At 43.4% G+C, this 20,791-nt stretch carries 18 protein-coding genes; 6 read left to right on the plus strand and 12 right to left on the minus strand.

All coding sequences use genetic code 11. The annotated features are described in order from the left end of the window. Positions 1-48: 48 nt before the first annotated feature. A complete protein-coding gene (locus tag L4C38_RS05590) occupies positions 49-1,332 on the minus strand; it encodes a NupC/NupG family nucleoside CNT transporter (protein WP_428796552.1) in 1,284 nt (427 codons plus the stop codon). Positions 1,333-1,540: 208 nt separating this feature from the next. Then, positions 1,541-2,308 carry a TatD family hydrolase gene (locus L4C38_RS05595; protein ID WP_428796553.1) on the minus strand — a complete coding sequence of 256 codons (768 nt, stop codon included), beginning with the start codon at positions 2,306-2,308 and terminating at the stop codon, positions 1,541-1,543. A gap of 325 nt (positions 2,309-2,633) precedes the next feature. Between L4C38_RS05595 and L4C38_RS05600 the strand changes: the two genes are divergently transcribed. The 4 genes from L4C38_RS05600 to L4C38_RS05615 all read left to right on the plus strand — a co-directional run bounded on the left by L4C38_RS05600 (position 2,634) and on the right by L4C38_RS05615 (position 7,394). Next, the gene (locus tag L4C38_RS05600; RefSeq protein ID WP_428796554.1) at positions 2,634-3,629 is read left to right on the plus strand and encodes a BMP family lipoprotein; all 996 of its coding nucleotides are present in this window, start codon (positions 2,634-2,636) and stop codon (positions 3,627-3,629) included. A gap of 113 nt (positions 3,630-3,742) precedes the next feature. Next, the gene (locus L4C38_RS05605; protein WP_428796555.1) at positions 3,743-5,305 is read left to right on the plus strand and encodes an ABC transporter ATP-binding protein; all 1,563 of its coding nucleotides are present in this window, start codon (positions 3,743-3,745) and stop codon (positions 5,303-5,305) included. Next, on the plus strand, positions 5,302-6,426 hold the full coding sequence (locus L4C38_RS05610) for an ABC transporter permease (RefSeq protein WP_428796556.1): 1,125 nt from the start codon (positions 5,302-5,304) through the stop codon (positions 6,424-6,426). Before L4C38_RS05605 ends, L4C38_RS05610 begins: the two co-directional genes overlap by 4 nt. Positions 6,427-6,428: 2 nt before the next feature. Further along, positions 6,429-7,394 carry an ABC transporter permease gene (locus L4C38_RS05615; protein ID WP_428796557.1) on the plus strand — a complete coding sequence of 322 codons (966 nt, stop codon included), beginning with the start codon at positions 6,429-6,431 and terminating at the stop codon, positions 7,392-7,394. Positions 7,395-7,413: 19 nt separating this feature from the next. Here L4C38_RS05615 and L4C38_RS05620 read toward each other — a convergent pair whose 3' ends face one another. From L4C38_RS05620 to L4C38_RS05630, 3 genes are all read right to left on the minus strand, one after another. Further along, positions 7,414-7,560: a DUF5363 family protein gene (locus L4C38_RS05620; RefSeq protein ID WP_428796558.1), complete on the minus strand. Its 147-nt coding sequence runs from the start codon at positions 7,558-7,560 to the stop codon at positions 7,414-7,416. Between the two features lie 70 nt (positions 7,561-7,630). Beyond that, entirely contained in the window at positions 7,631-8,404 is a 774-nt protein-coding gene (gene yaaA, locus L4C38_RS05625; RefSeq protein ID WP_428796559.1) for a peroxide stress protein YaaA, read from the minus strand. Between the two features lie 110 nt (positions 8,405-8,514). Continuing rightward, complete coding sequence (locus L4C38_RS05630; RefSeq protein WP_428796560.1) at positions 8,515-9,945, minus strand: alanine/glycine:cation symporter family protein; 1,431 nt, start codon at positions 9,943-9,945, stop codon at positions 8,515-8,517. 691 nt (positions 9,946-10,636) lie between these two features. Here L4C38_RS05630 and L4C38_RS05635 point away from each other — a divergent pair. Next, positions 10,637-10,819 carry a DUF3545 family protein gene (locus L4C38_RS05635; protein ID WP_428796561.1) on the plus strand — a complete coding sequence of 61 codons (183 nt, stop codon included), beginning with the start codon at positions 10,637-10,639 and terminating at the stop codon, positions 10,817-10,819. A gap of 47 nt (positions 10,820-10,866) precedes the next feature. On the opposite strand, the gene L4C38_RS05640 is transcribed toward L4C38_RS05635, so the two are convergent. The 3 genes from L4C38_RS05640 to nfo all read right to left on the minus strand — a co-directional run bounded on the left by L4C38_RS05640 (position 10,867) and on the right by nfo (position 13,316). Then, positions 10,867-11,418, minus strand: coding sequence for a hemerythrin domain-containing protein (locus L4C38_RS05640; RefSeq protein WP_428796562.1), 552 nt, complete (start codon positions 11,416-11,418; stop codon positions 10,867-10,869). Positions 11,419-11,566: 148 nt separating this feature from the next. Then, on the minus strand, positions 11,567-12,253 hold the full coding sequence (gene ung / locus L4C38_RS05645; protein ID WP_428796563.1) for a uracil-DNA glycosylase: 687 nt from the start codon (positions 12,251-12,253) through the stop codon (positions 11,567-11,569). 172 nt (positions 12,254-12,425) lie between these two features. After that, positions 12,426-13,316 (minus strand): deoxyribonuclease IV, encoded by an 891-nt coding sequence (gene nfo / locus L4C38_RS05650; RefSeq protein ID WP_428796564.1) that lies wholly within the window; start codon positions 13,314-13,316, stop codon positions 12,426-12,428. Between the two features lie 325 nt (positions 13,317-13,641). Here nfo and grcA point away from each other — a divergent pair, with 325 nt between their 5' ends. After that, complete coding sequence (gene grcA / locus L4C38_RS05655; RefSeq protein WP_428796565.1) at positions 13,642-14,019, plus strand: autonomous glycyl radical cofactor GrcA; 378 nt, start codon at positions 13,642-13,644, stop codon at positions 14,017-14,019. 116 nt (positions 14,020-14,135) lie between these two features. On the opposite strand, the gene L4C38_RS05660 is transcribed toward grcA, so the two are convergent. The 4 genes from L4C38_RS05660 to dapB all read right to left on the minus strand — a co-directional run bounded on the left by L4C38_RS05660 (position 14,136) and on the right by dapB (position 20,756). Continuing rightward, on the minus strand, positions 14,136-14,918 hold the full coding sequence (locus tag L4C38_RS05660; RefSeq protein ID WP_428796566.1) for a TSUP family transporter: 783 nt from the start codon (positions 14,916-14,918) through the stop codon (positions 14,136-14,138). Positions 14,919-15,033: 115 nt separating this feature from the next. Further along, positions 15,034-18,264: a carbamoyl-phosphate synthase large subunit gene (gene carB / locus L4C38_RS05665; RefSeq protein WP_428796567.1), complete on the minus strand. Its 3,231-nt coding sequence runs from the start codon at positions 18,262-18,264 to the stop codon at positions 15,034-15,036. A gap of 16 nt (positions 18,265-18,280) precedes the next feature. Further along, positions 18,281-19,420 carry a glutamine-hydrolyzing carbamoyl-phosphate synthase small subunit gene (gene carA / locus L4C38_RS05670; RefSeq protein ID WP_428796568.1) on the minus strand — a complete coding sequence of 380 codons (1,140 nt, stop codon included), beginning with the start codon at positions 19,418-19,420 and terminating at the stop codon, positions 18,281-18,283. Positions 19,421-19,946: 526 nt separating this feature from the next. Then, positions 19,947-20,756, minus strand: coding sequence for a 4-hydroxy-tetrahydrodipicolinate reductase (gene dapB / locus L4C38_RS05675; RefSeq protein WP_428796569.1), 810 nt, complete (start codon positions 20,754-20,756; stop codon positions 19,947-19,949). Between the last annotated feature and the right edge of the window lie 35 nt (positions 20,757-20,791).

Genomic DNA, 20,791 nt, shown 5'->3' on the forward strand with positions numbered 1-20,791 from the left:
TACAGGGCATGATTTAAACGGCGTCTATAAACTAAAAGCCGGTTCTATTTAAAATGCCGCAAGGCTTAGACAGAAGCCTGCAATTGTCGCTGCCATAAGGTTAGACAACGTACCAGCAAGTACGGCTTTAATACCCATACGCGCGATATCATGGCGGCGGTTTGGAGCAAGACTACCTAGACCACCCAGTAGGATAGCGATAGAAGACAAGTTCGCAAAACCACACAGTGCGAATGAAATGATTGCCGTTGTCTTCTGGCTCATCACTAGACCCGTTGCTTCAAGGACTTGCGCATTCTCACCAATGTATGGCGTGAAGTTTAGGTACGCTACGAATTCATTAATTACCAGTTTTTGACCAATAAATGAACCAGCAACGATCGCTTCATCCCATGGTACACCGATTAGGAATGCCAGTGGAGAGAACAGGTAACCAAGGATCAGCTGAAGCGTTAGTTCAGGCATACCGAACCAATCACCAATGCCGCCTAGCATACCGTTCACTAGAGCGATTAGACCTACGAATGCGATTAGCATTGCACCTACGTTTAACGCAAGTTGTAGACCTGATGCCGCACCACCTGCTGCTGCGTCAATAACGTTTGCAGGTTTGTCGTCACCACCATCCATTGCTTCAGCGAAGTCTTCATGAGGAGTGTCAGTTTCAGGGTGAAGAATTTTAGCGAAAAGTAGACCACCCGGTGCTGCCATGAATGATGCCGCTACAAGGTACTCTAGAGGTACACCCATAGATGCATAACCCGCTAGTACACCACCAGCTACTGATGCCAAACCACCACACATTACTGCAAATAGCTCAGACTGGGTCATCTTAGGAACAAACGGACGAACCACTAGTGGTGCTTCAGTTTGACCTACGAAAATGTTCGCAGCTGCAGACATAGACTCGGCGCGAGACGTACCCAATGCTTTTTGTAGACCACCACCAAGGATTTTAATAACCCATTGCATGACGCCTATGTAGTAAAGCACTGAAATTAGCGCAGAGAAGAAGATCAGTGTTGGAAGTACACGGAATGCGAAGATAAAGCCGCCGCCGCCAAATACTTCGAACATCTTGTCAGAAACAAGACCACCGAATAGGAAAGAAATACCATCGTTACCGTAGTTGATAACGTTGGAAACACCCTGAGAGAAACCGTTTAAAAGGTCACGACCCCAAGGAACGTAAAGAACAAATGCACCAAGTACAAATTGGATAGCGAATGCGCCACCCACAGTTCTAAAGTTGATAGCTTTACGGTTATTTGAGAATGCAAATGCAATAGCAAGAAGCACTACCATACCGACTAGGCTCATAAACAGGCTCATAGTTTATGACTTCCTTATATAATGTTGGCGTGTAACAAAATGGAGCTCAAAAGCGCGATGGATTATACTTATCGAATCAATTAAAAATAGTGTCTAACTCGCATTTTTTACTACACAACACTTGATGTACATTTATTAATGAGATATTAATCACAAAAAGCAATCGATTAAACACCTCAATTAACAAAAAGAACACCTTAAACACTCATTATTCAAACAATGAAACGACTGATTCACTCAGTTTAAGAGTAATCGTTTGCTCCGATTCATTTCGCAGCAATATAAGAGAAGATAGTACATTTTTTATGAACTTGGGCTGATTCGGCAACCCTTGATAGCCATTAAGAGGCATATCTGGCGCGTCCGTCTCTAAAAGCAACTTATCAAGCGGGAGGCGAGCTACCGCATTTCGCGTTTTCTTTGCTCGCTCATAAGTAATTGAACCACCGATACCGAGAAACAAGCCCTGTTCTATATACTGCATTCCCTGCTCATAACTGCCAGTGAATCCATGCAATACCCCTCCCCTTGGCAGCGGATATTGCTTTAAGACTTGGATGAGTTCCTGATGAGCTTTGCGTACATGAAGCAAAACCGGTAAATGATAATGCTGGGCTAATTTCAACTGTTCAATTAACACTGATACTTGTAACGCTTGGTTGTCCCGACCATGGTAAAAGTCCAGTCCACATTCACCAATCGCAATACAATCCTCACCTCGCTCTAGTCGTGTTTTCATTTGCTTAATATGTTCGATGCTGTGCTCAGAAACAAACATCGGATGGATACCCATAGCCCAATCTACCATGGGGTATTTATGGGAGTATTGTTGAATAACATTCCAGTTACTAGCGTCTATCCCTGGCACTAAAATTCGCTCAACACCTGCTTTACTCGCTTGCTGCAAAGCCGTATCAATATCAATGCCTTTTTGCACCATCAAGTCCAAATGACAATGCGTATCAAACAAGCACATAGCCTTTTTTACCTCTCTAACAAAACAAATACCATTTACCAACAAATGCGTACATCACAATTATGATGATAGCGTTACCAACGATAACGTTTACCCTTGACGCAGCTCACACTTTTAAACTATTGAGTGGTGTTAAACAAACCAAGCAAACGATAAAATGGGTATTTGATGGTCGGCGCTAAATTTAACTATCGCCAGTCCTATGACAAAAGTCTGACCTAATTACTCCCTGTAGCGAAACATTGATTTTCATAATTGTTAAAAAAAAGTGATAACAGAGCGCCGCTACTTTCATGTCGCATTTTGCACTACTAAGGATTTGATAGTGAAAAACCAAATTTTGAAACTTTCTGCTCTAGCCCTTGCCATGTCGTCATTCAGTGTTTTCGCAGCGAAACCAGCTGTAGTTTATGACACCGCAGGTAAGTTTGATAAATCATTCAACGAAGCTGTTTATCAAAATGGTGTAAAAAAATTCAATGCGGACAAAGGTGTTACTGTACGTGAATTTGAACCGCAAAATGAAGCTCAACGTGAGCAAGGTCTACGTCGTTTAGCAAGCCGTGGCTTCACGCCTATCGTTGCTGTCGGTTTCAACATGGCTTCTGCTGTTGAGAAAGTCGCGACAGAGTTCCCAGAGACACAATTTACAATCATTGACATGGTAGTAGATAAACCAAATGTTCAATCAATTGTATTTAAAGAACATGAAGGCTCATTCCTTGTTGGTGCACTTGCGGCTAAAGCATCGGCTAACGGTAAAGTAGGCTTCATTGGCGGTATGGATATTCCTCTAATCCGTAAGTTTGAGTGTGGTTACCGCCAAGGTGCTAAATACGCAAATCCAAATATCGAAACTTTCCAAAACATGACTGGCTCAACTCCAGCTGCATTCGCTGACCCTGCAAAAGGTTCTGAGCTAGCAAAATCTCAGTTCTCTAAAGGTGTTGACGTAATTTACGCAGCGGCAGGCGGTACGGGTATGGGTGTATATCAGGCAGCGAAAGACGCAGGTAACTTCGCTATTGGTGTAGATGCAAACCAAAACCACCTACAACCTGGCACTATGCTAACGTCAATGGTGAAAAAAGTTGGTGTAGCAGCATACAACTCATGGGACCAAGCTGAGAAAGGCTCTTGGACTGCTGGTATTAAAGTTCTGGGTCTAAAAGAAGGTGCCGTTGAGTGGGCATACGATGAATACAATAAAGATCTAGTTTCAAAAGAAGATCGTGCTTACTTGGATAAAATCCAAGCGGACATCGTAAGCGGTAAGGTTGCTGTCCATGATTACATGTCTAATAACTCATGTGACATCTAAACCTATCTGTAACGCATAAAGCCAGTGCCGTATCGGGCTGGTAACATTGCAATACGATAAACGCCGCTGCTGAAGTTGTAGCGGCGTACTATTATCTAAAAAGGCTTTATCCTGTGACACAAACTATTGCGATAGAATTGAGCAGTATCAATAAACGATTTGGCTCAGTACATGCAAACCGCGACATCGATTTAAAAGTCCCTGCAGGCACAATTCACGGCATTATTGGTGAAAATGGGGCGGGTAAATCGACTCTTATGAGTATTATTTACGGCTTTTATCACGCTGATTCTGGCACTATGTCAGTCAATGGTACCCCCTTTAAACCTAATAATTCTCAAGATGCGATTCGAGCAGGTATCGGCATGGTTCATCAACATTTTATGTTGGTTGAGACCTTTACAGTTCTTGAAAACATCATTTTAGGGGCAGAAGAAGGCTGGAAGCTAGAAGACACGCTATCAAAAGCGCGTGAGAAGCTCGAGGCGCTCGCTAAAGACTACGGGCTTGATGTGCCATTAGATACACCTGTTGGACTTCTCCCTGTTGGGCTGCAGCAGCGTGTTGAAATACTGAAAGCACTCTATCGTGGTGCCAAAATCTTAATTTTGGATGAACCCACTGGCGTATTGACACCACAGGAAGCAGATCATTTATTCCGAATTCTCGATAAACTAAGAGAGCAAGGAACTACGGTGATGATCATCACCCACAAGCTACGTGAAGTACTGGCTATCACCGACAACATTTCAGTGATGCGTCAGGGAACCATGGTTTCTCATGTTGTCACAGCTGAAACAGATAAAGAACAGCTGGCTGAATTAATGGTCGGTCGTAAAGTGCGACTCAAAGTAGATAAAGAACCATCACAGCCCAAAAAAGAACTGATCTCAGTGCGAGATCTTCAATATTTCGATCAATCTGGTGTTGAGCGCGTTAAGAAAGTGAGCTTTTCTGTTCGTCAAGGCGAAGTCGTCGGCATTGCTGGCGTATCAGGAAATGGTCAATCTGAAATACTCAACTTGCTATCAGGCATTATTTCACCAAGCTCGGGAAGCATTGAGTTAAACAGCCATGAGCTCTCAGCTGAAGCCCCGCTCGATCCACAACAAATACGAGCTATTGGCGTCAGCCATATTCCTGAAGATCGTCATAAGCAAGGACTTATCAATAAATTCTCTGCCAAAGAAGCTTTTATCCTAGGGCACCAACATCTTCCTCAATATAACCAAGGTTTTCTGCAAAATAAAAAACATATTGAAGAAGCTTGCCAATCGAGCATGGATAAATGGGACGTGCGCCCAAATGACCCATCATTGAAAACGGCTAACTTCTCAGGCGGTAACCAGCAAAAACTGGTGATAGCTAGAGAAATGGAGCAAGACCCAGACGTGATCTTAATTGGTCAGCCAACTCGTGGCGTTGATATTGGTGCTATTGAATATATCCATCAACAAATCATTAGTGCTCGTGATGCAGATAAAGCCGTGTTGCTTGTTTCTGTTGAGCTGGATGAGATCCTTGCCCTTGCCGACCGTATTCTTGTGATGTTTGATGGCAGTATTGTTGGCGAAGTTCCCGTATCACAAGCAGATGAAAAAACCTTAGGCTTAATGATGGCAAACATTTTACCCGACCATCTTAAACAGAATGATACGCAAGGAGAGCAACGATGAGTCAAGCGAAAGTACCCGCTTGGGTAACGATGGCGCTACTGCCTGCCATCAATGTACTAGTTGCATTCCTCGTATCAGCATTACTGTTTATTTACATCGACATCAACCCGATTGATGCCGCGAAAGTAATGTGGACTGGTGCATTTGGCTACGCGGAAGGCTTTGGCTACACCTTGTACTATGCAACAGGTTTTGTTTTTACTGGTTTAGCCGTTGCGGTCGCTTTTCACGCTGGGCTATTTAATATCGGTGGTGAAGGGCAAGCCTATATCGGTGGTCTTGGTGTCGGTCTTGTCTGCTTAACTCTTGGTGAATACGTTCCTTGGTGGATCGCCTTCCCTGTGGCGATAGTTGTTGGCGGCGCTTTTGGTGCGGCGTGGGCGTTTATTCCTGCCTACCTACAAGCAAAGCGCGGTTCACACATCGTTATCACCACGATTATGTTTAACTTTATTGCTTCATCTATGATGGCTTACTTACTGGTTGATGTTCTCAAACCAGATAACACCATGGCGACAGAGAGCCGTGTTTTTGCGGTTAGTAGTTGGCTGCCAAAAATGCATGAAATTCTTGCTGTGTTTGGTATCGAAAGCGCACCTAGCCCACTCAATTTAAGCTTTATCTTTGCATTGCTTTGCTGTGTGTTTGTTTGGCTGTTGATGTGGCATTCACGCTGGGGTTATGAAATACGCTCTGTTGGTGCAAACCCAACAGCGGCTGGTTATGCCGGTATAAAATACGTAAAAGTGATCGTACTGACAATGCTGGTATCAGGTATGCTCGCTGGTTTCTTTGGCTTAAACGTTCTTCAAGGTGAACTGCACCAAATCAAACTCAACTTTGTTGAAGGGTTTGGTTTTACAGGTATCGCTGTTGCTCTGATGGGGCGTAACCACCCTATCGGCGTACTATTGGCGAGCCTACTGTTTGGTTTCTTATACCAAGGCGGTGCAGAACTGAGCTTTGAGTATGGCGTTGACCGTAACATCGTAGTGGTATTACAAGGGCTTGTGATTCTGTTCTCAGGCGCATTAGAGCATATGTTCCGACCTCACCTAGAACGCGCATACCTCAAGCTTGCGGCTAAAAAGTCACAACAACCAGCTGAGCAAGGAGTCTGAGCATGTTTGAAACTATCATCTTAATGCTGGATGCAACCCTACGAGTTGCGACTCCACTTATTCTTGCGGCATTAGCAGGTATGTTCTGTGAACGTGCAGGTATTGTAAACATTGCTTTAGAAGGTAAATTGCTGGCTGCAGCATTCACTGGTGCAGCAATGGCTCATGTGACAGGCTCAGCTTGGCTTGGTCTTTTGGCTGGTATCGGTATTTCTGTGCTGCTTTCATTACTGCATGGCTTTGCTGCAATCACCCACCGTGGCGATCAAGTGGTTAGCGGTATGGCAATCAACGTCCTTGCCGCTGGGTTAACCGTCACCTTGGGACGCCATTGGTTCCATCAAGGTGGACAAACACCAGCACTATCAGGCGATGCCCGTTTTGCGCCAATCAATCTACCGGGTGCAGAAGCATTGAGTGATGTGCCTGTGATTGGCTTGCTCTACTCTGAGCTAATCAGTGGTCACTCAATTTTGATTTACATGCTGATTGTGATTGTACCAGCAACTTGGTATTTACTGTTTAAGACGCGCTTCGGTTTGCGTTTGCGTGCTGTAGGCGAATCGCCTTCAGCAGTCGACACTGCTGGTATTTCAGTTGCCAAAGTTCGCTACTCTGCCGTGATCATTTGTGGTGTATTAGTCGGCATTGGTGGTGTTTATCTATCGGTAGCTCAAACGGCACAGTTCATCCCGAACATGAGTGCAGGTAAAGGCTATATGGCTCTTGCCGCGCTGATTTTTGGTAAATGGCGTCCATTTACTGCCATGTGGGCATGCTTGCTGTTTGGCTTCCTTGATGCATTAGCAATTCGTATGCAAGGGGTTACCATCGGTGATTTCCCTATCCCAGTTCAAGCAATTGAAGCCATCCCTTATATCTTAACGGTATTTCTACTGGCCGGTTTTATCGGTAAAGCGATAGCACCTAAAGCCATCGGTGTACCTTACAGTAAGGAACGCGAATAAAAGAAAAGGGAGTGAAATATCACTCCCTTTTTTCTTTCTCCGGTTGGTCTTTGTTTGCTGGATCAGAGCGATATGGTACACAGCTGCGTTTTTGATCCGGTGTCAGCCCCATTGATTGACACCACGCATCGTACTTAGCTACCAACGCTTTAATCCATGCCCACATAACCTATCCCTCGGAAGTCGATCCCTTAAGTAAGCGAGGTTACTTAAGCAACCATTATATTGTTCTGCTGCTACTGCTCTTCGCGTTTAAACACCAACTCCGTTGGTGATGATTCATCTTCGACAAAGTAGTAGCCCGCAATATCAAATTGAGTCAGATCTGCCACGCTTCTAATACGATTTTCAATAATGTAACGCGCCATCATGCCGCGTGCTTTTTTCGCATAAAAGCTGATCACTTTATATTGTCCGCTCTTGCAATCTTTAAAGATCGGAGTAATCACCTGCGCGTCTAACGCCTTCGGTTTTACCGCTTTAAAATATTCATTTGATGCTAAGTTTATCAACACATTATCACCTTGCTCTACAATCGCTTGATTGAGCTTTTCAGTGATCACATCCCCCCAGAAATGGTATAGGTTGCTGCCTTTCTCGTTGGCAAGCTTAGTGCCCATTTCCAAGCGATATGGCTGCATCAGATCAAGCGGTTTTAACAACCCATATAAGCCTGATAACATGCGCAAATGCTGCTGAGCGTAAACAAAGTCCTCTTCTGTCAGCGTCTCCGCCTCTAAGCCTGTATATACGTCGCCCTTAAAGGCGAGGATAGCTTGGCGAGCATTATCTTGAGTAAAGACCTCACTCCACTCTTGAAAGCGACCTACGTTTAAATCAGCGATTTTGTCGCTCACCTTCATCAAACGCGCAATATCAGCCGGAGTAAGCTTGCGGCAAATATCGATCAACTGCTTTGAGTGCTCAATCAATTCTGGTTGGGTGTACTTTTCAGTCGCAAGAGGAGACTCGTAATCAAGAGTCTTGGCAGGAGAAACAACAATCAGCATGACTTTACTCTATCCTTATCTATTATGAGTTATAGAGTACAAAAAAAGCCATGCATTGTCTGCATGGCTTTTTTGATTAATTCAATAGCTTCAATCTATGATTTCTTGCATCACTCTTTTTTGCTGTGATACCAAATACCATCTTCTAGCTGAGACTTCAGCTCAGGATAATCATTCGCATCGAAAGTTGGCAATTTGCCTTCTTTCAACTGGCGATTGTAATCCTTAGCCAACTTTATCACAGTGCCTGACAGCAGGATTATTGCAACTAAGTTTACCAGCGCCATTAAGCCCATTGATACATCAGCCAATGACCATACTACTGGTAGCGAGGCTAACGTACCAAACATAACCATGCCAAGTACCACCACACGGAAGAGACCTAACCCAGCTTTATGATTATGTTCTAAGAATAACAAATTCGTTTCAGCGTATGAGTAATTCGCTATGATTGAGGTAAAGGCAAAGAAGAAAATAGCCACAGCGACAAAAATGCTTCCCCACTCACCAACTTGCGAACTCAACGCCGCTTGTGTTAACTCAATACCAGTAATCTCACCACCTGGAACATACTCGCCAGACATTAAGATGATCGAAACTGTTGCAGAACAAATGACTATTGTATCCATAAATACGCCAAGCATTTGAACATAACCCTGTGATGCAGGGTGTGGTGGGTAAGGTGTCGCAGACGCTGCCGCGTTTGGCGCAGAACCCATACCAGCTTCGTTTGAGAATAACCCGCGCTTAATACCGTTGATCATCGCTTGTGCAATCGCATAACCAACACCACCAGCAGCGGCTTCTTGCAAACCGAATGCACTCTTCATAATCAAAGCAAGGATTGCTGGTAATTTTTCGATATTAGAGAACATCACGAACAGAGCTAGGGCCAAGTACGCCAGCGCCATGATTGGCACCACAAGCTCAGCCACTCGAGCAATACGCTTAATACCACCAAAAATAATTATTGCCGATAACGCAACTACGCCGATGCCGACATATTTGTCTTCCCAACCAAATGCAGTGTGCATAGCACTAGCAATCGAGTTTGCTTGAACAGCATTAAACACAAGACCAAAAGCGATGATCAGGAAGATGGAGAACAGTACTCCCATCCAGCGCATGCCCAAACCTTTTTCCATGTAGTAGGCAGGACCACCGCGATAGTTACCATCGTCGTCTTTTGTTTTGTATAGTTGAGCTAATGTGCTCTCAGCAAATGCGGTAGCCATACCCAACATGGCAATCAACCACATCCAGAAAATGGCCCCAGGTCCACCAGCAGTTAATGCAACCGCAACACCCGCCATATTCCCGGTACCTACACGTGCAGCAAGACTAGTACAAAGTGCTTGAAAAGAGGAAATGCCCGCTTTATCTGCTTTTCGGCTGTTCTTCAGAACAGAGAACATATGACCAAAATGACGGAACTGTATAAAACCAAGACGGACTGTAAAGTAAACGCCTACACCGACTAAAAGATAAACAAGAATAGACCCCCAGAGCAGGTCATTCATTAAATTGATTAAATCTGTCATAACATCCTCAAAGTGAGTTTCGCCAATCCTCGCGTCCCTGCCATCCATCTAGCTGCGTACTAAGTGTCAATTTATTCTCAGTAGTTATTTTTATTTTCTAGCAGCTGAGATCTGTAAAACTCGCTTCTTGCTTCCCTTTTACGTATCGACGTATTTTTTGACGGGCGGATAATGCAGCGAAGTATAGCAAAAATCAATATGAACACAGTTTCATTTAAATGTTGTTTGTCACTATAAAATCACTATCGATTAACACAAGGAAGGGCAATAATTTAACACATTTATCTCATAGCCATTAACCATTAACAACAATATGCGTGGTGCTTGGATATCAAGAGTGCAAGTTTCAAATAAGGCATCAATCCCTTGTTGAATCTAGTAGTTACGAGCACATTGCGCCTAACATTATCCTATCTGCTGCGTACTTTCCTTAAGATACTTGCTTCAACACACTGCACTTAAGATTGAAAGCAATTTAAACCAGCTAGTTAACATCAAAAATAGACAAGATTAGCGAAATTAACATTACTGAATGGTTATTTTTTATTCATTAGTCACCCATAAAAAGTTAGCTGAAGCACAAAAAATATAAAAAATTCATTGAATCGCAACAAATGAGAAACCAGTCATAGATAGGCTTTGGTCGCAGTGGTATTAAACAGAAGATAACAACGTAGAACAGAGGTAGCATATGGATGGCTTGAACTTTGACGATATGATAGAGATGAATTTCTCAAGAGGACGCTCAACTAGAACTAAACCCGTAAAGCGAAAATGGCGTGAGATAGAAGCAATCAACGACCGACGTCGTTTGGAAAAAGAATTGAGAGACATGGATATTGGTCTCGACAGTACATTCGATTTAGAGCTGTAGAAAAAAGAGGCGCTATCGCCTCTTTTTTATTTCCTAGCTTTTACTTTCTAAGTCATTTCATTATCGGTATCACGCACTCTCTGAGCAAGCTGGGCATAGCGCTCTGCAATCGTGTCGCCAAAAACTGGATCATCATCATCACTAGAGAAGAGTTGCTCTACTTGCTGCCAATCTTGCACAGTGAAGCACTCGCATATCATCGGGATAATGCGCCGCTCTTCAAACTCAAGGTGATCACGCTGCGCTTTGATAAACTCTTCAAGTTGCTCCACAAACATTTCATGGGGCACCACTGCATCTTGTAAAATCATCTCTACCGTATTTTGAAATGAAGTCGTTTTGCACTCCAATAACTTATGTTCAAACGCCAAGTTATCCATCTCATCTTTATCGCCATAATGATCTTGGTAGTAATGATAAAGGATGTCTTCTTTGGGATGATGTGAGTTCTCTGAATGCTCAGATAAATAATCAACTATCTCTTTAATTAAACTATAGTTGATCGGTTGTTCTTGCTTCAAACGTTCAACTTTATCAGCCAAAATAGCAAGTAATCTGACCATATAGCCATGTTCACGCCTGATTCTTTCAATCATCATCGCGACTCTCCTTAAACACACAATCCTAGTAAGTGTATTAAACATTCAGAGAAAAGGCTTCGAGTGTGTTCAAGAAAAATGAATAAATATTGAACAGCCGCCAATTAGGTCTAATCGTTATATAGGCAACATCGATAGTTGAAATGCATTATGAAATAGACGCCGGCAACGTCCAGTCAATCGGTTGAAAACCTTGTTTATCAAGAATCTTATTTGTTTGAGAAAAATGCTTGCATCCAAAAAAACCACGATGAGCAGAAAGAGGGGATGGATGTGGCGCTTCCAAAACATGATGCTTATTACGATCAATAAAACGTCCTTTCTTTTGAGCGTGCGCTCCCCAAAGTAAGAATACGACCCCAGAATTATATTGGTTAATCGCCTCTATAACTTTATCCGTATAAGTTTCCCATCCCGTGGTTTTCGCGTGAGAATGCGCCTTACCTTGCTCAACGGTCAGTACTGTATTCAGCAACAGCACCCCTTGCTCTGCCCATTTTTGCAAATATCCATGGGATGGAATCGTAAAACCTGGAATGTCTTGAGCCAACTCTTTATACATGTTGAGTAGCGATGGTGGCGTCTTAATGCCAGGGAGAACTGAAAAACACAAGCCATGCGCCTGATTGGGTCCGTGATACGGATCTTGACCGAGAATCACCACTTTGATTTGATGAAACTCCGTGGCTGAAAATGCATTAAACACATCATCCGTGGCAGGAAAAATCATCTTGCCACTTTCACGCTCTCGCTCAACATAAGCGACTGTTTGTTGGTAATATTCTTGTTGTGTCTCACTACCTATCACGTCAGACCAAGTCACCGTTGAAGCCATGATTTTTCCTTCTATTATATTGATCAAGCCAATGCCAGTGTATTGTCGCAAAAATAAACAACAGAACAAAGCCTTGCTTAAAAGCACAAATCAGAACAAAAAAAAGAGAATACCCACTATGATAGGTATTCTCTTTAATAAAAGAACGATGCCACCTAATAACGAGTCGCTACTAGCTATCAGTTCCTGAGAGCGCTTGCTGATGATAAGCCCGAAGTTGCTCTATTTCTGCCTTCCAAGCATCAGGCTCGATAGTCTCAAGAATCAACGGCATTCCATCAAATCTGGGATCTTTGGCGATATACTCAAAACAACTCCAACCGATTTCACCTTTACCCAATGCATGATGCCTATCAACTCGGCTACCTAGCGTTGATTTTGAATCATTGATATGCATAGCGCGTAAATAGTGCATACCCACAACACGATCGAACTCGGCAAATGTCTGTTCGCAAGCATCTAACGTTGATAAATCATAGCCAGCAGCAAAGGTGTGGCATGTATCCAAACAAATACCGACTCGAGATTTGTCCTCGACCAGCGCAATGATCTCCGCCAATTGTTCAAACTTCCAACCTAAGTTAGAGCCCTGCCCTGCCGTATTTTCAATAACCGCAACCACATCCGCAACGGCTCGATGAGCCAAATTGATTGATTCCGCAATTTTCGCCAAACACTCTTTCTCTGAGATTTTGTTTAGATGGCTGCCAGGGTGGAAATTCAATAACGTCAGGCCAAGCTGATGACAGCGTTCCATCTCATCAATAAATGCGGCTCTCGATTTTTCTAACTTATCTTCTTCTGGCGCACCCAAGTTAATAAGATAAGAATCGTGAGGAAGAATATGCTCAGCGGTAAATCCCAACATTTGACAATTTGCTTTGAACGCACTAATCGTGTTCGCTTCTAGAGGTTTGGCTGCCCACTGTCGCTGGTTTTTAGTAAACAGTGCAAATGCGTTTGCTCCAATCTCACGCGCTCTCATTGGCGCTTGATCAACACCACCAGCCGCAGAAACATGCGCACCTATATACTTATTTTGTGAGCTATTTCTCATTGTCATTTAACCACTTTTCTCTTTCAGTTTGCCAACCTAAATACAGGAAGTTAGCGTAATACGTCATCACCAAAACAGTCATTTTGTAGTAAATTTACAACAAAATGACTGTTTAACTATTTTTTAATTTATAAACTATTTTGTAATTGGCAGTTTTTAAAGGATTTATTGATTTAACTCAATTAAATCACCTTCAAAAAAACGAGGTTTTTAGTTGTAATTTGACCTAAATCAATATTATTATAATGGATATTAGCTATACAATACTTAGCTCAACAAAAACTGAAAAATAACACCATTAAATCCACTCTAAGTGGAAAAGGAGAAAGTTATGATCCAAGGTATTCAAATTACTAAAGCAGCTAACGACGACCTACTAAACTCAATCTGGCTACTAGACGGCGAAAAAAATGAAGCACGTTGTGTTGCTGCATCTGCAGGCTACGAAGCTGACCAAGTAATCACTATTTCTGATCTAGGTGAATACGAGAGCCGTGAAGTGGCTATCGAAATGGCACCACGCATTGAAGGTGGTCAACACCTAAACGTAAACGTACTACGTCGTGAAACTCTAGAAGACGCAGTTGCTCACCCAGAGAACTACCCACAGCTTACTATCCGTGTATCTGGCTACGCTGTGCGTTTCAACTCTCTAACGACAGAGCAACAACGCGACGTTATCGCGCGTACTTTTACTGAGTCTCTATAATTTATCTCGCCTTGGCGAAATCAATTTGACCCCAGTTTTTAAAAAGCAGGCTTATGCCTGCTTTTTTTATATCACTAGTAGGCTAGAAATAATCAGACGCTAAAGCCCTACAACCCTCAACTTAACCAACTCATAATCAGCGCTTGATTTTGATCCCAGAGTAATTTGATAGCCATTGCCATCGACATGGTAATCACAAGAGGACGGATCCATCTTTGCCCTTTCGTCACGACAACCTTAGCGCCCATTCGCGCCCCAATAAAACCACCAACGGCCATCACTAAGCCAACCTCCCAAACTGGCAGCCCAGCAAATATGAAGAACAATAGAGCAGAGATATTTGAGGTGAAGTTTAGAACCTTAGTTCTCGCGGTAGCATCAATCAATGAAAAATGACCAATCGCGACGAAACAGACGGTAAAGATCGAACCGGTTCCTGGACCAAAAAAACCATCATAAAATCCCACTCCCCCACCAACAAAGAACGCAAAAGCAGCTTCAGATAATGAGCTCTCTTTTTGTTCTGATTTAGTTGCTGGAGCAAGTAAAAAATAGAGTGAAATAGCAATCAAGAGCAATGGAATTAGACTGGTCAGTAATCCCGCATCCACATGCTGCACCGCCTCCGCACCGACAGCTGAACCCACAAAGGTACAGATGATAGCTAAGCGCATCTCTTTAAGACTAACGATGCCCTTTGTGACGAAATACCATGTCGCGGAGAAGCTACCAAATGAACTTTGTAATTTGTTCGTTGCAAGAGCTTGAGTTGGGCTCATACCTGAAGCTAATAGTGCTGGTAGAGTCAATAACCCTCCTCCACCAGCCATTGCATCAATAAATCCGGCAGCGCTAGCGACAACAAATAGCGCAAGTAATAACTCTATCGTGACTTCCATGCTCGATACTTTAATTGGGTGAAAGCATCAGTATGACATGTTTATTATCGACACTAGACTGATTTCCATAAAAAAAGCCCGCTCATTTGAGCGGGCTTTTTAGTTAAATTTACGTTTACGCTAGGCTTTTTTCCACTTTTGCATGAAGCTCTTGTAATGATGTTACTGAGCTTTTAGCATCCGCGGTGTGTCCCATACATGTTGCAAACGCTGCATTTAGTGTTGTTGTATAGTTCACTTTTTCTGCCAAGGCACCACGACGAAGTACTTTCGAGTCTTCTATCGCTTGGCGACCTGACGCTGTGTTAACAATGTAGGTGTATTCATTGTTCTTGATACGGTCAAGAATATGAGGACGCCCTTCATGTACCTTGTTAACTAGGCGAGGGTTAATGCCCGCTTCACCTAGAATGACAGCGGTACCATGGGTGGCATCAAGCTGGTAACCTAATTTAGTTAGCTTGGAGGCTAAATCAACAACACGTTGCTTATCATCTTCGCGAACAGACAGTAGCGCACGACCGCCTTCTGGGTACACATTGCCACAACCTAGCTCTGCTTTTGCATACGCTTCAGCAAATGTTGCACCGACTCCCATCACCTCACCAGTAGAGCGCATTTCTGGGCCTAACAACGGGTCAACTCCTGGGAATTTGTTAAACGGTAATACCACTTCTTTCACTGAGTAGTAAGGTGGAATAATTTCTTTAGTAAAGCCTTGCGACTCAAGAGATTGTCCCGCCATTACACGTGCAGCGATTTTCGCTAGTGGTGCACCTGTCGCTTTAGATACAAATGGAACCGTACGTGCAGCACGAGGGTTTACTTCAATGAGGTAAACTTCGTTATTTTTCACAGCAAACTGTGTATTCATCAAACCACGAACACCCAACTCAAATGCTAGCTTTTCAACTTGCTCACGCATCTTGTCTTGGATTTCTTGGCTTAGCGTGTATGCAGGAAGCGAACATGCTGAGTCACCTGAGTGAACGCCCGCTTGCTCGATGTGCTCCATGATACCGCCGATGACGACACGTTCACCGTCACAAATTGCATCAATATCCACTTCTGTCGCATCATCTAAGAAGCGATCCAGTAGTACTGGTGATTCATTCGATACGCTAACCGCTTCATTGAAGTAACGACGTAGGTCTTGCTCATCGTATACGATTTCCATCGCACGACCACCCAGTACATATGAAGGACGAACAACCAGTGGAAAACCGATTAATTTCGATTTTTCAATCGCTTGATCCATCGCTGTTACTGTCGCATTTTCTGGTTGTAGTAAACCTAAACGCTCTACAGCGGCTTGGAAACGCTCACGGTCTTCAGCACGGTCAATAGCGTCTGGGCTAGTACCAATAATTGGAACACCTGCCGCTTCAAGAGCTCGCGCCAATTTCAATGGTGTTTGGCCACCGTACTGAACAATAACGCCCTTCGGCTTCTCGACACGAACAATCGCTAACACATCTTCTAGCGTTACAGGTTCGAAGTAAAGACGATCTGACGTATCGTAATCCGTTGATACCGTTTCTGGGTTACAGTTCACCATGATGGTTTCATAACCATCTTCACGCAGTGCTAGTGATGCATGAACACAACAGTAATCAAACTCGATGCCTTGACCGATGCGGTTTGGACCACCACCCAGTACCATGATTTTGTCTTTATCTGTTGGATTCGCTTCACACTCTTCATCATAAGATGAGTACATGTAAGCCGTATCTGAAGAGAACTCAGCCGCACAAGTATCTACACGTTTGTAGACTGGATGGATATCGAATTGGTCACGCAGGCGGCGAATTTCACTTTCAGCCACACCAAGTAACTTAGAAAGACGCGCATCAGCAAAACCTTTGCGTTTCATTTGGCGAAGTACATCTTCATTTAGACCAGCGAAGCCACCGGCTTTCACTTGTTCTTCAAGCTTCACTAGCTCTTCAATTTGAACGAGGAACCAGCGATCAACATTAGTTAGATTAAATACCCCATCAACTGACATGCCCGCGCGGAATGCATCAGCAATGTACCAAATACGCTCAGCACCAGCTTCTTTCAGTTCATAGCGAATCTTAGTTAGTGCATCTGGTGAATCCAAATCGACCATTTCGTCAAGACCATCCGCACCTATCTCTAGACTACGCAATGCTTTTTGTAAGGATTCTTGCTGGTTGCGACCAATGGCCATAACCTCACCGACTGACTTCATTTGTGTAGTTAAACGGTCATTAGAACCGGCAAATTTCTCGAAGTTAAAACGAGGAATCTTAGTTACTACATAGTCGATAGTTGGTTCAAATGATGCAGGAGTTGCACCGCCAGTAATGTCATTTTGTAGTTCGTCTAGCGTAAAACCAACCGCCAATTTCGCAGCGATTTTTGCAATTGGGAAACCTGTTGCTTTTGATGCCAATGCAGAAGAGCGAGACACACGCGGGTTCATCTCAATGATAACCATACGGCCATCTTTCGGGTTAATACCAAACTGTACGTTTGAACCACCAGTTTCAACACCGATTTCACGAAGTACCGCTAGAGATGCATTACGCATCAATTGGTATTCTTTATCCGTCAATGTTTGTGCTGGTGCAACCGTGATTGAGTCACCTGTATGAATACCCATTGGGTCGAAGTTTTCGATAGCGCAGACGATAATACAGTTGTCCGCTTTATCGCGTACCACTTCCATTTCGTACTCTTTCCAACCGATTAGTGATTCATCGATCAGCAATTCATTAGTCGGCGATAAATCCAAGCCGCGACGACAAATTTCTTCGAATTCTTCTTTGTTATAAGCGATACCACCACCAGTACCACCCATTGTAAATGAAGGACGAATAATACATGGGAAGCCAACCATCTCTAAAACTTTGTAAGCTTCTTCCATGGTTTTCGCAGTGTCTGCCGTTGGACATGCCAGACCAATCGATTTCATCGCTTTATCAAAACGAGAACGGTCTTCCGCTTTATCGATAGCGTCGGCAGTTGCGCCGATCATCTCTACACCAAACTCAGCCAGTACACCGTGTCTCTCTAAATCTAGAGCACAGTTCAGCGCCGTTTGACCACCCATGGTAGGTAATACCGCATCAGGGCGCTCTTTCTCAATGATCTTACGTACCACTTCCCATTGAATTGGTTCGATATAAGTTGCATCCGCCATTTCTGGATCAGTCATGATGGTTGCAGGGTTCGAGTTCACTAAGATGACTCGATACCCTTCTTCACGCAGTGCTTTACATGCTTGTGCGCCAGAGTAGTCAAACTCACATGCCTGACCGATAACGATCGGACCAGCACCTAGAATAAGAATACTTTGAATGTCAGTACGTTTTGGCATTATCTACTACTCCGAATTAAGCGCTGTGTTTTTTAATTAGTTCGATAAAGTGGTCAAATAGCGGTGCTGCGTCAGTTGGACCAGGGCTCGCTTCTGGGTGACCTTGGAAGCTAAATGCAGGCTTATCGGTACGGTGAATACCTTGTAAAGTGCCATCAAATAGCGAGACGTGAGTAGCACGTAGGGTTTGCGGTAATGTTGCTTCATCAGCTGCGAAACCGTGGTTCTGAGCTGTAATCATCACAACGTTACGATCCAAATCTTTCACTGGGTGGTTCGCACCGTGGTGACCAAACTTCATCTTCACCGTTTCAGCACCAGAAGCTAAAGCAAGAATTTGGTGACCAAGACAAATACCAAAAATAGGCAGTCCTTTTTCAAGGAACACTTTGGTTGCTTCAATTGCGTAGGTACAAGGTGCTGGATCTCCCGGACCATTCGACAAGAAGATGCCATCTGGATTTAGCGCTAAAACCTCTTCTGCTGATGTTTGAGCTGGAACCACTGTTAGGCGGCAACCTCGGTCAACCAACATGCGTAAGATGTTACGTTTTGCGCCGAAATCGTAAGCAACAACGTGGTATGGCAGCTCGCTGTCATCTTTCGCTTCAGGAAGTGCACCCTCAAGCGTCCACGAACCTTGTTTCCATTGATACGCTTCTTTTGTTGTAACTTCTTTCGCAAGGTCCATACCCTTTAAGCCTGGGAATTCTTTCGCTTTTGCTAACGCTAATGCTTCATCGAGGTTGTTACCTGCGACGATGCAGCCATTTTGGGCGCCTTTTTCACGAAGAATGCGGGTGAGCTTTCGAGTATCAATGTCTGCAATGCCGACAATGTTTTGCGATTTTAGGTAATCAGAAAGGGACTGTTCGTTACGGAAATTAGAAGCGATAAGAGGGAGATCGCGAATCACAAGGCCTTGAGCATGAATTGAAGAAGATTCTTCGTCTTCGGAATTGGTTCCGGTATTGCCTATATGAGGATAAGTAAGTGTAACTATTTGTTGTGAATAGGAAGGATCAGTAAGGATTTCTTGGTACCCCGTCATCGAGGTATTAAAAACGACTTCACCAACGGAAACTCCATCTGAACCAATGGACACTCCGCGGAACACTGTCCCATCTTCTAGGACTAACAGTGCTAATTTACTCAAGACAACCTCCAGAATAAAAATGCATAAATAATAAATTAATTTGCAACTTTGCCTTCCAAGCCGCAATAAAAATGCGCTTTTTGGTCTTACAGACAAATTGGCATAATTCTAAAGTCGCTTGCGAGAAGTGTCAATATTGATAATAAAATAAAATGCATTTTTTGAAAGATTCACAAGAAAAACAAGCAAAACGCCTAAAATCACAACTTTAAGCCATACTGTAACTGTGATTGAGATGATATATTTTCAAAGGATGAAAAAACACATTGAGAAATGAAGCAAAAAACCAAACAAACTTTAGCAAACGTTACACAGGGGAGATAACTTGATCTTTTAGCACCTACAGGACATAAAACACACCAACCCCGTAAAATAAACAGACAAAATGCGTACTATTTACTAAAAGTGTCCATGCAATCTAATGCTAAATAAACGCCAGATAAAGAAAACGCCAGCCTTGGCTGACGCATAAATATCTAAATTGACTTATTGAGATCGTTAATAAGCTTTATGTGCACTTTGATGATTAAAGTTCGTTCAAACCAAGTACATCTGTCATAGAGTAAAAACCGGGTTGCTTGTTATTTAACCACACAGCAGCTTTAATCGCTCCATTTGCAAAGGTCATACGATCAGTCGCCTTATGGGTTATTTCTACACGCTCACCAATATCGGCAAACATCGCAGTATGCTCACCCACAATATCGCCAGCTCGGATAGTAGCGAAACCAATTTCATCTTTCGTTCGTTCACCTGTAATGCCTTCTCGTGCATATACAGCGACATCACTCAGATTGTTACCCATTGCACCAGCTATTGCTTCTCCCATCCCAATAGCTGTACCTGACGGCGCATCTACTTTATGGCGATGGTGTGCCTCTACAATTTCTATGTCGCTGTAATCACCCATAACTTTCGCAGCTTTCTCTAGCAACTTAAAGACTAAGTTAACACCAACGGAATAGTTCGGAGCCATAACAACAGGAATCTCTTTCGAGATTTCATCAATCAATTCTCGCTCTTGCTCAGTAAAACCAGTCGTACCAATGACGATGCTCTTACCATGTACTCTACACAATTCCAAATTGGTTAGAGTGCTAGCTGGTGCCGTGAAATCAATGATGACATCGAAGCTATCAACTACTTTCGCTAGGTTATCAGTTAGGACAATCTCTAATTTACCTTCACCACACAGCTCACCAATGTCGACACCGACTAAAGATGATTCAGGGCGCTCAGAACCCGCTCCCATTTTAGAGTCAGGGTTAAGCTGAGTTGCCTTAACTAAATTACGGCCCATACGACCGGCTGCTCCTGCGACTGCAATTCTAACCATTGCGAGATTTCTCCATTGTTATGTAGCGAGGTAGG

Origin of the sequence: Vibrio kasasachensis (assembly GCF_050337565.1) — a bacterium.
GTDB classification, from domain to species: Bacteria; Pseudomonadota; Gammaproteobacteria; order Enterobacterales; family Vibrionaceae; genus Vibrio; species Vibrio kasasachensis.